Origin of the sequence: Nocardioides sp. 616, from assembly GCF_002930065.1 — a bacterium.
Taxonomy (GTDB): domain Bacteria; phylum Actinomycetota; class Actinomycetes; order Propionibacteriales; family Nocardioidaceae; genus Nocardioides; species Nocardioides houyundeii.
In genome coordinates, this window is the sequence record NZ_POAG01000013.1 from 1 (window position 1) to 9970 (window position 9970).

A 9970-nucleotide genomic window follows, 5' to 3' on the forward strand; every position below is an offset into this window, starting at 1 on the left:
CCGTCCCCTCCGGAGGACCGGAGGGGACGGACGAGAGGTGGTTCATGGGGCTATCAAACCTATGCCGGGTCGCTACCGCAATCTCAGGGCATCAGCACGGAGTCGATGACGTACACCGTGGCGTTGGCGGTGGGGATGTTGCCGCAGATCACGGCAGCCTCCTCGTCGCCCACGGTCCAGGCCTCGCCCTCGCCGGTGACCTCGATGGTGTCGCCGGCCAGGGTCTCGTGCTCGCCGCCGACCTCGTCCGGGCCGAGCTGCCCGGCCACCACGTGGTGGGTGAGGACCTCGGTCAGGGCCTCCTTGTCCTTCAGCAGCGCGTTCAGGTCCTTCTTCGGGATCTTCGCGAAGGCGTCGTCGGTGGGTGCGAAGACGGTCAGCGCCTCGGCGGAGTTCAGGGTGTCGACCAGGCCGGCCTCGCCGACGGCGGCGACCAGCGTCGTGAGCAGCGGGTTCTCCGACGCGGCGGTGGCGACCGGCTTGGTGGCCATGCTGTCCACGGAGCCGGCTCCCTCGGTGGGGACGGCGGCGCAGCCCTCGCCGAACGGCGCGGCCGCGGCGGAGTTCTCGGTCATGGTCGACTCGGACTCCATCGGGGTGGACTCCATCGACTCGGACTCCATCGGCGACGCCGAGGAGCTGGTCTCGCTGGCGCTCGAGTCGTCGTCCTCGTTGCCACAGGCGGCGAGGCCCAGGGACAGGGTGAGTGCCATGGCGGCCAGTCCGGTGGTGCGGGTGATCTTGCGCATGATTTCTCGTCCTTTGCTGGTGGGCGACCTTCTCGGCCACGTGTCATGGGTCATTCGGCGCCACGCGGCAACCGGATTGCCCGAGGGGAGGAAACTTCTAGGAGACGGTGACGACGATCTCCTGGACACCGCTCGATCCCGCGGGAAACGGCGTGGCCCGGGCCGGGGTCTGCACGTCGCCGTCGGAGGTGGTGGCGCGCACCGCGAGCGTGCGCGAGCCGGGCTCGGCGTCGAGCAGGAAGTACCACTGCCGCCAGTAGTCGACCCCGGCGTCCGGCCCGAGCTCGCACCGCTGCCAGGGGCCGCCGTCGACCCGCAGCTCGACGCTGTCGATGCCCCGCTGCTGGGCCCACGCGACGCCGCCGACCACCACCTGGCCGGCCTGCACCTCGGCGAACGCCTTGGGGGTGTCGATGCGGCTGGAGACCTTGATCGGGGCGTCCGTGGCCCAGTCGCGCTCGGTCCAGTAGGCCTGCTCGGCGTCGTAGCTGGTCAGCGTCAGGCGCCGCAGCCACTTCGTCGAGCCCACGAAGCCGTAGAGCCCCGGGGTCACCAGCCGGACCGGGAAGCCGTGCTCCCGCGGCAGCGGGGCGCCGTTCATGCCCACCGCGACCAGCGGCTCGCGCCCGTCGAGGGCCACCTCGAGCGGGGTGCTGATGGTGAAGCCGTCCACGTCGGTGGACAGGATCTGGTCCGCCCCGGTGTCGCCGACCCGTCGTACGCCGGCCATCGCCAGCAGGCTCGTCAGCGGCACGCCCAGCCACCGCGCCGCACCGACGTACTCGCCGCCGACCTCGTTGCTCACGCAGGTCATGGTGATGTCGCGCTCGACGAGCGGCATGGCGAGCAGGTCGTCGAAGCTGAGCTCCACCTCCTGCCCGACGTCGCCGTCGATGGTGAGCCGCCACTCGTCGAGGTCGACGATCGGCAGGGTCAGCCGGGTGTCGATCCGGTAGAAGTCGTCGTTGGGCGTGCGGAAGGCGGAGATCCCGTCGTAGGTCTGCTCCAGCCCCGAGGGCAGCGGCGGCGCCTTCTCCGACGCGGCGGGGAGCACCACGTCGGAGATCCGGGTCCGCGCCCGTGCCACCCACTCGCCGGTCGCGGCGAGCGCCACGCCGAGGGCGCCGGCCAGCAGCAGGGAGCGGCGCCGCACGCCGGTCCGCGCCGGGTCCGCGGGGCCGGTGCCGGCCCGGGAGCCGGAGGGCGTGAGCCAGGACAGCACCCCGACCCCGACCACCAGGGCGACCGCCGCCGGGATGAGCACGCCTGCGCCCGCCTCGGGACGGGCCGCGGCGGTGTAGCCCGCGAGGCCGGTGAGCAGCACGATCAGGGCGGCGCCCGCGGCCAGGCTGTGCCGGGCGACGATGCCCGCGAGCGCGGCCAGCAGCAGGGTGGCGACCAGCACGCTGCCGATCAGGATGGGCTTGTCGGCGGTGCCGAACTCAGCGACCGCCCACTCCTTCACCGGGGTGGGGGTGAGGTCGATGACCTGGGAGCCGACGGCCAGCACCGGCGAGGCGTCCGGGTCGGTCAACCCGGCGACGAGGTGGGCGGCGGCCATGCCGGTGATCGCCGCGAGCAGCCCCGCGGGGGCTCCGGCCAGTTTGCTGAGGGGAGCCATGGGGGTGGTTCGGCGCGGAGGCGCTCCCGGATTGGCCCCGGCGGCCACCGCCGGACTAGGTCGGCGTGGTGGCGACCTGTCGGCCCGCCGGGCGTCGGCGGGCGACCAGCCGATCCTTGAGGCGCAGCGAGGGGCTCTCCACCAGGTGCCAGGAGAGCCAGGCCAGCACGGTGGTGATCGCGGTGACCAGCACCAGGTTGACCAGCATCTGCTGCACGCCGATCAGGTGTACCACCAGCTGCTGGACGGGGAAGGCCCACACGTAGAGCCCGTAGGACAGGTCGCCGTACCGGGAGGCACGACGTACGTAGGGGGTGCTGGCCAGGCCTACGGTCAGCACGACGTAGGGCAGCGCGATCCAGGAGGTCCACAGCACCCAGGAGGGGTAGACGCTGATCACCACGAGGTACGAGGCGAGCAGGGCGACCGCGACATCGGCCCGGAGGAGGCCCCGGTGCCGCGCGTGGGCCAGCCTCAGGAGCGCACCCGCCGCGAAGAACACCCACATGGCTGCGGCGTCGCTGAGCCGGCTGCCGTAGATGACCCGCGACTCCAGGGGTGGGACCGAGGCGGCCCACAGACTCAGGGCCAGCAGCAGCAGCACCATCGGCATCCGCGTCGCCTTCGGCACCAGGAACGCCACGGGAACCACGAGATAGCAGAAGAACTCGGCGGGCAGCGTCCACAACGAGCCGTTGACGGCCACGGGGTACGGGAGGTCGGCGAAGACTCCCGGCAGGTCGTACTGCAGGTAGAGCCCGATGTTGTAGAGATAGCTGACCATCCGGTCGTTGCCGTAGTACTCCCCGGCCGGCAGCGTTGAGACCAGCGGTCCGATCAGCAGGGCGCTGACCGCGATCACCACCACCAGCCCTGGGAAGATGCGCAGGAACCGGGCCGCCAAGTAGCTCAACGGATCGCGGGAGCGCAGCCAGCTGGCGGTGATCAGGTACCCGCTGATGGAGAAGAAGATGACGACGCCCAGTGTCGAGATCGAGTAGCCCAGGAGCCAGGGGACCGGGCCCGGGCTGCCCAGCAGGTGGTAGGAGTGCCCGACGATGACGGCGAACGCCCCGACCAGCCGCAGGAAGTCGAGGTTGTTCGCCGGGCGACCCGTCAGCTCCGCGGTGGCCTTCGCCGAGGTCTCGGTCGAGGCCTGGGTGATGGGCTGCGTCGTCGTCACGTCGTCACCGCGCCGAGAGCTGCTCGCGGATCCATCCCTGCAGCGCCGCGACGCCCTCGGCCAGTGAGGACTGCGGTTTCCAGCCCAGCGCCACCAGCTGCTCGTCGAGGACGCAGGAGGCGTGTCGGACGTCGCCGTCCCGGAACTGCCCGGTGACGTGCGGCGCGGGGGCGGAGTGGAAGGCTGCGATCGTCTCGGCCAGCTGGCGGATGGTGGAGGGCTGCCCGGAGCCCACGTCCACCAGGCGCATCTGCTGGGGAGGGTTGGCGACCGCCGTGGCGATGGCGGAGACCACGTCGTCGATGTAGACGAAGTCGCGAGTGATGTCCCCGTCCTCGTAGAGCGGGATCGACTGGCCGCGCATCGCAAGCTGGGAGAAGAGGGACACGATCCCGGTGTAGGGATTGGTCAGCGACTGACCGGGACCGTAGACGTTCTGCAGACGCAGCGCGGTCAGAGCAGTGTCGCGGGACCCCGTCCAGGCCGAGAGGATGTGCTCCTGGGCGAGCTTGGTCGCGCCGTAGACGTTGACCGGGGCCGGCACCGTGGTGGCGGCGTGGTGCGGCTGGGCCGTCCCGCCCTCGTGGTCCCACCGTCCGGACTCCAGCTGGGCGTGGGTGCGCAACCCCGGGTGGAACACGGTGCCGTCGGGGCGCTGCCACTGGCCCTCGCCGTAGACGGCGCGGCTGCTGGTCAGCACCACGTGGCTGGGCACGTGGCCGACGCGGGTGAGGGCGTCGAGGACCTGGGTGGTGCCGACCACGTTGACCAGGCTGTGCCGGGTGCTCTCGTCCAGCGACTGGGCGGTGCCGGTCTCGGCCGCGAGGTGGATGACGACCTCGGGGCGGATGTCGGCCATCACGGCGTCCAGGTCGGCGGTGCTGGTGACGTCGCCGCGGACCAGCTCGGCCGCGGCGTGCAGCGCCGCGGGGCGCTCGGCGACCGGGTGCACCTGCGGGTGCAGGTTGTCGAGGACGACCCACCGCTCGGCGTCAGCCGCCAGCACCTGGGAGAGCCCGCACCCGATGAAGCCTGCGCCTCCCGTGACCAGGACCGGACCGAGACGTGGCGACATGGCGGAGCACCTTCTGGTTGACCGGCGACGGCCGGCGATGAACGGCTGAGGACTCTGGGCGCCACCGCTGGGGGCGGCGGGCGACTTGTAGCATACGGGACGTCGGCGCCGACGACGTTCGTCGCGCGCACCGCCTCTTCCACCAGGAGCAGCGTGCCCCGCAACCCCTCGCCCGAGCGCACCGTGGCCGTCCAGGCGATCCTGTACGGCACCGAGCTGGGCGCCCTCGAACGCACGTTGGAGGCACTGGACGCCTCTGCGGCGCTGGCCCGGCGCGAGGGCCTCGCCGACGGGCTCTCGGTGGTGCTCGGTGACGCCTCGCCGCAGCAGCTGGTCAGCGACGAGGTGCTGGCGTGCTTCCAGGAGCGCTACGCCTCGCTGTCCTCGGTGAGCTATGAGTTCTTCGGCGAGAACACCGGCACGGCCAAGGGGCACAACCGGCTGGCGACGCTGAGCGAGGCCTCGTACCTGGTGACCAGCAACCCCGACATCGTCCCGGATGCCCGCGCCCTGTGGCGGATGCTCGATCTCTTCGACGACCCGACCACCGGCATGGTGGAGGCCAAGCAGATCCCGGTGGAGCACCCCAAGGAGTACGACCCCGCCACCGGCGAGACCGGGTGGGCGGCGACGGCGTTCGCGATGACTCCCCGCGACCTGTTCACCGAGCTCGGCGGCTACGACGAGCAGACGTTCTTCATGTACTGCGACGACGTGGACTACTCCTGGTTGGTGCGCGAGGCCGGGCGGGTGGTGCGGTTCCAGCCCGCCGCGCTGGCCTTCCACGACAAGCGGCTCTCGCTCACCGGAGCCTGGCAGCCCACCAGTGCCGAGACGTACTACTCCGCACAGGCGTCGCTGCTGCTGGCCCACAAGTGGTCTCGCGAGGACGTGGTGACCCGGGTGCTGGCGGACTACCGCCGCTCGGAGACCAAGGAGTACCGCGACGCGGTCACCGAGTTCGAGCGCCGCCGCGCCGCCGGGTTGCTCGTCGCCCAGCACGACCCGGAGCACCGGATCGGCTGCTTCGCCGACGGCTACTACACCGAGCACAGGTACGAGCTGTGAACCCCTTCTTGACCTTTCTGGTGCCCGTCGGCTCCGACCCGGACCAGCTGCGCGAGACGCTGCTCTCGCTCGCCGCCCAGACCTCCACCTCGTTCGAGGCGCTGCTCGTGCGCACCAGGGACGAGGGCTCGCCCACCGGCTTGTCGACCGGCATGTCCTCAGTGGCGCTGGACGATCTGCTCGCCGGGCAGCCCGGGACGCTGCGCTCCCGGCTGCGAACACTGGAGGTCGACGCCGCGGGTCCACTGGGCTGGCTGGAGCCGGCGCTGGCCCAGGCGCAGGGCGACTACGTGACGGTCTCGGACGGCCTTACCTGGTTCGCCCACTGGGTCCAGAGCTGCCAGCAGCACGCCGGGGACGGGCTGCGCACCCTGCGCGGGCTGGTGCTGCACCAAGAGGTCACCTCCGCCGCGGTCGGCGGGCTGGCCGGTGTACGAGCGACCGGTGCCCCGGCGCGTCGGGGCTCCGGCGTCTTCTCGGTGCTGGAGCACCTGGGACCCGATCCCACGGCGTCCCGTCACGGCTTCGCCTTCCCCCGCGCGGCGCTGGCCTCCGCCGACCCGCTGGTGGAGGCACCCCTGGGCACGGCCGCGCTGCGCGACCTGGTGCTGCGCACGGTCGCCCGCACCGGCATCACAGAGGTCGGCGAGGTGATCGCGATCCGCTCCGCGCAGGGCCCCGAGGAGGACCCGGCCGACCTTGAGCGGCTGCTGGCGGTCGTCGACGGCCGGGGGTGGCAGCTGCCCCCGGGCTCACTCTCGGCGCTGGTCGCCGGCGTGGGGAGCATGACCGACCCGTCCGAGGATCTGCGGCACCAGCTGCGGCTCAAGGACGACCACATCGTCAACATCGAGGCCCAGGTGGCGCGGCTGGAGCAGCGGGTGGCCCGGCTCGAGGCGACCTTGACCAAGAGGGACGCCCAGGTCGCGCGCCTGCGCGCCAAGGTGGCCGGCCCCGCTGGCAAGGCCGGTGACCAGGGGGCCGAGGAGCCGGGGACCGAGGCGACCAGCCGCTGGGGCCGCAGGCTCGGCCGAACTTCTGGCCGGGACTGAGTCAGGCCTCAGGGTCTCTTGCCCAGGCGCCAGCCACGTCGTTCGGGCTCCGCGGTCTGTCCTGCTGCTGGGAAACCCTCCGCTAGCTGCCGCTCGAGCTCCTCGATCCGGGCGTTGCGCTTCTCGAGCCTGGCGTTGAGGCGTTCCACGCGCTCGCGCAGCCGGTCTCGGTCCGCGGCCACCCGGTTGACCCGAAGATTGGCCTGGTGCAGCTTGGTGGCGAACTCGCGGGCCTGACCGTGCATCTTGCCTGCGTCGGCCTGGGCCTTCTTGATCAGCGACCGGAAGCGGTCGAACCCGTGGGGCGGCATGAGCATGGTGGTCTCGTCGAACTTGTCCATGACCCGGTGCATGGCGTCGTCCCACTCGGCCTTGCCGTGCTCGTCGCGGGACGAGCCGGCCCCCCACCACCGGTAGACCGAGGTGATCTCGGGAACCGAGTGGACCCCCACGACGCCCGCGGAGCGGACGATCAGGTCCCAGTCCTCGGTGGTGTTGAGATTCTCGTCGAAGCGCAGCGACAGGTTGTGGAAGAGCCCGCGGGGGAAGGCGATGGTCATGCAAGGGCTGTAGTTGGCGCGCAGGTGATCGACCATCTCGTAGTGCAGCGGCCACTCCCGCTTGATCGGCGCCACGGCCCGCGGCACGAACTCCGGCGTGCTCGGGTCGGCGCGGACGGGCTGCAGCAGGGCCACCGAGCGCAGCAGCATGCCCTCAGCCTGCTCCTCGGCCCGGTGGAAGGTCTCCACCCAGTGCTCCAGGACGGTGTCATCGTCGTCGAGCATCACCAGGTAGCGCCCGCGTGCCAGCTCGAAGCCGTCGTTCAACGGTGCCGAGCGGCCCGGCCGATCCACCTCGACGAGGCGGGTCCGCTCCTGAAGCCAGGAGGGGAACTCGGCCAGCACCCTACGGGTCTCCTCCACAGCCTCAGGAGCGGCGCGATGGCACATCACGAGCAGCTCGAAGTCGCGGTCCGTCTGTGCGCTGAGGCAGGTCAGCACGTCCTCGAGGCAGCGGCCCCGGGTGCCCTGGGTGCGGGTGATGATCGAGAGGAACGGGCGCTCGGTCTGGTCCTGCGCCTGCACCAGCACGCTCAGCCCGAGGCTGCGCAGGAAGGTGCTCAGCGAGGTGGCCTCCAGCGTGGCCGGGTGCAGCGAGCCTGAGGTGCGCGGCTCGGGAACCGCGGTGCTCCTGTCTGCCCCGAGTGGCAGGTCGAGTGGCAGGGGATGGCCGGTGGTGTCGACGCGGACCCGGCGGAAGATCGTGGCCCCAGGCTCCGGGAGGATCCGGGTCCCGGTGGCGGCGGCCAGGTCGGCCAAGCGCTCTCCGGCACCGTCCTGCGGGGACGACTGCCAGGCGCCACCAACTGCCCGGTAGGTGGCAGCGTCGAGCAGTGAACAGGCCCCGGCGACCAGGTAGGGGCCGACGGGCGGCAGCGGCTTCTCCTCGGCGTTCTCGTTTTCCTCGGTCTCGTCGACGTCCGTGTCGGCGGCACCGTCGGCAGCATCCACGGCGACACCGTCGGTGTCCCCCTCCGCGTGCCCACTCTCGGGCAGCATCGCTCGAACTTCGGTGGGCAGTACCCGAGCGTCGACGAGGACCGAGTCGCCCGACTGGCCGTCGTACGTCGCCAGCATCCGGGCCAGCGCGAGCGGGGAGGGCAGGGAGGTGGCCTCGGAGACCAGCACCAGGTCGTCGTCGGCCAGGTCGAGCGCCTCGGCGACCCACAGCCACCAGTCCTGACCACCGCAGGTGAGCGAGGTCTGCCTGGACCCGCGCTCGACCTCCAGCTCCCGGGACACGGGGGAGACCGCGACGCGGACCAGCTCCGCAGCCACGCCGCAGGCTCGGAGGCTCGCGTCCCAGCCCTGCGCCCAGTCCTGCTCGTCTGGGGCGGGAGCACCGCTCCAGTCCATGAGCAGGACGGTCAAACGGATCGGCATGGTCGATACTCGCCCTCTCAGATCGGTTCACGCCGCAGGGTGCGGGGGGACCTCTCGGCGGGGGTCAGCATAGGCGCTGCGCCCCGGCCGCAAAGGTAGGGTGAGCCGCTGACGAACGTGACCGACAGCCGATTCAAGGGGATGTTCACGTGCCGGAAGTCTCACCACACACCCTCGGTCCAGCAGCCTCCGTAGCCATCCAGTCGATTCTCTTCCACACCTCGGCCGTCGCTGTGGCGCGCACCTTGGAGGCCTTCGACACCTCGGCCCGGGTGGGCAAGGAGGAGGGCCGGTGCGTCCGCCTCGAGGTGCTGCTCGGCGACGCGAGCAGCGCTCCGGTGCTCTCCGAGCAGGCGCTCGCGGAGCTGCATGAGCGGTTCGACGCGATCGACCGGATCGACTACACCTTCTTCGACGAGAACGTCGGCACCTCCAAGGGTCACAACGCACTGGCCCGGCGCAGCGCCTGCGAGCTGGTGGTGATCTCCAACCCCGACATCGTGGTGGATGCCCGAGCCCTCTGGCGGATGAGCGAGGCCATGGCCGATCCGTCGGTCGGCATGGTGGAGGCCAAGCAGCTGCCCTTCGAGCACCCCAAGGCCTACGACGAGAGCACCGGCCACACATCTTGGGCGACCACGGCGTTCGCGATGACCCGGCGCAGTGTGCTGGAGCAGGTCGGGGGCTTCGACGAGCAGACGTTCTTCATGTACTGCGACGACGTGGACTACTCGTGGCTGGTGCGCGAGGCAGGGCTGCACGTGGTGTTCCTGCCTTCGGCCGTGGTCTTCCACGACAAGGAGCTGAGCGTCGAGGGGGCCTGGATGCCCACCGGTGCCGAGCGTCGCTACTCCGCCGAGGCCGCGCTCCTGCTGGCACACAAGTGGTCCAGGGATGACGTGGTGACGCGGATCCTGGGCTACTTCGACGCCTCCGACGTGGCCGATGAGCGTCGGGCCGCCGAAGAGTTCCGTCGTCGAGCCGCCGAGGGTCGGCTGGTGCCGCAGCGCGATCCCGAGCACCGGGTGGCGACCTTCGTCGACGACCGCTACGCCGACCACAGGTTCGCGCTGTGACCGCCCGGCACCGCTACGACAACGAGGTCGCCGACGACAACGTCTACGGCCACGCCCTCGCCCTGCTGGCCGAGCAGCTCGCCGGCGACGCGGCCGGTGCGGTCCACCTGGACCTGGCCTGCGGCTTCGGGCACCTCGCCGAGGAGGTCGCCACGCGCTTCGGCCTGCACTACGTCGGGGTCGACGTCGACCCCGAGGCACTG

At 71.3% G+C, this 9970-nt stretch carries 9 protein-coding genes; 4 read left to right on the forward strand and 5 right to left on the reverse strand.

All coding sequences use genetic code 11. The features are described from left to right. Nucleotides 1-83 precede the first annotated feature (83 nt). The 4 genes from C5H89_RS05755 to C5H89_RS05770 form a co-directional block, all read right to left on the reverse strand. On the reverse strand, nucleotides 84-749 hold the full coding sequence (locus tag C5H89_RS05755) for a fasciclin domain-containing protein (protein WP_104106108.1): 666 nt from the start codon (nucleotides 747-749) through the stop codon (nucleotides 84-86). 97 nt (nucleotides 750-846) lie between these two features. After that, on the reverse strand, nucleotides 847-2370 hold the full coding sequence (locus tag C5H89_RS05760; protein ID WP_104106109.1) for a molybdopterin-dependent oxidoreductase: 1524 nt from the start codon (nucleotides 2368-2370) through the stop codon (nucleotides 847-849). Between the two features lie 55 nt (nucleotides 2371-2425). Continuing rightward, the gene (locus C5H89_RS05765; protein ID WP_104106110.1) at nucleotides 2426-3553 is read right to left on the reverse strand and encodes an acyltransferase; all 1128 of its coding nucleotides are present in this window, start codon (nucleotides 3551-3553) and stop codon (nucleotides 2426-2428) included. A gap of 4 nt (nucleotides 3554-3557) precedes the next feature. Beyond that, a complete protein-coding gene (locus C5H89_RS05770; protein WP_104106111.1) occupies nucleotides 3558-4628 on the reverse strand; it encodes an NAD-dependent epimerase/dehydratase family protein in 1071 nt (356 codons plus the stop codon). Between the two features lie 153 nt (nucleotides 4629-4781). Between C5H89_RS05770 and C5H89_RS05775 the strand changes: the two genes are divergently transcribed. Next, complete coding sequence (locus tag C5H89_RS05775; protein WP_104106112.1) at nucleotides 4782-5696, forward strand: glycosyltransferase family 2 protein; 915 nt, start codon at nucleotides 4782-4784, stop codon at nucleotides 5694-5696. After that, entirely contained in the window at nucleotides 5693-6748 is a 1056-nt protein-coding gene (locus tag C5H89_RS05780) for a glycosyltransferase family A protein (protein WP_104106113.1), read from the forward strand. The genes C5H89_RS05775 and C5H89_RS05780 overlap by 4 nt, the downstream gene beginning before the upstream one ends. An 8-nt stretch (nucleotides 6749-6756) precedes the next feature. Here the strand turns inward: C5H89_RS05780 and C5H89_RS05785 are convergent, their stop codons facing one another. After that, nucleotides 6757-8691 carry a glycosyltransferase gene (locus tag C5H89_RS05785; RefSeq protein ID WP_104106114.1) on the reverse strand — a complete coding sequence of 645 codons (1935 nt, stop codon included), beginning with the start codon at nucleotides 8689-8691 and terminating at the stop codon, nucleotides 6757-6759. 233 nt (nucleotides 8692-8924) lie between these two features. Between C5H89_RS05785 and C5H89_RS05790 the strand changes: the two genes are divergently transcribed. After that, nucleotides 8925-9767 carry a glycosyltransferase gene (locus tag C5H89_RS05790; protein WP_104106115.1) on the forward strand — a complete coding sequence of 281 codons (843 nt, stop codon included), beginning with the start codon at nucleotides 8925-8927 and terminating at the stop codon, nucleotides 9765-9767. Continuing rightward, a partial coding sequence (locus C5H89_RS05795; protein ID WP_162799227.1) for a class I SAM-dependent methyltransferase occupies nucleotides 9764-9970 on the forward strand: 207 nt, incomplete at its 3' end. The genes C5H89_RS05790 and C5H89_RS05795, both read left to right, overlap by 4 nt.

Bases quoted from the DNA above. Each gene is read 5' to 3' on its own strand.
- C5H89_RS05755 (WP_104106108.1), bottom strand. From the start codon at position 749: ATGCGCAAGATCACCCGCACCACCGGACTGGCCGCCATGGCACTCACC.
- C5H89_RS05760 (WP_104106109.1), bottom strand. From the start codon at position 2,370: ATGGCTCCCCTCAGCAAACTGGCCGGAGCCCCCGCGGGGCTGCTCGCG.
- C5H89_RS05770 (WP_104106111.1), bottom strand. From the start codon at position 4,628: ATGTCGCCACGTCTCGGTCCGGTCCTGGTCACGGGAGGCGCAGGCTTC.
- C5H89_RS05785 (WP_104106114.1), bottom strand. From the start codon at position 8,691: ATGCCGATCCGTTTGACCGTCCTGCTCATGGACTGGAGCGGTGCTCCC.